Source organism: Pantoea sp. SIMBA_079 (assembly GCF_046940275.1).
Classification (GTDB): domain Bacteria; phylum Pseudomonadota; class Gammaproteobacteria; order Enterobacterales; family Enterobacteriaceae; genus Pantoea; species Pantoea borealis.
In genome coordinates, this window is sequence record NZ_JAWRYR010000869.1 from 1 (window position 1) to 239 (window position 239).

Here is a 239-nt window from a genome sequence, read left to right on the forward strand (position 1 = left end):
CCCGCGGTGCGCGTCGGCCGGGTGCACGACTGGTGGCCTGCAGAACGGCCGCCGCGGAACACCCGGTGGCTGATCGCCTACGCTCTGGCGTCGATCGTCGTGTCCCTCGTGCCGGTCGCGGCGCTGGCTGCGGGCGGCGCGGTCGTGGCCGCGTTCGTCCGCGGGGCGGCGTCGTGGGGCGCTGTCGTCGCCGGGGCGGCTGCGGGGCTCGTCCCCGGGACCCTGGTCGCCGGCGTCGT

1 protein-coding gene is annotated in these 239 nt (G+C 78.7%); it reads left to right on the plus strand.

Annotation, left to right across the window (positions count from 1 at the left end; translation table 11 throughout):
- Positions 1 to 239: hypothetical protein (locus tag SB719_RS22410; RefSeq protein WP_412160069.1), on the plus strand; the 239-nt coding region annotated here is incomplete at both ends.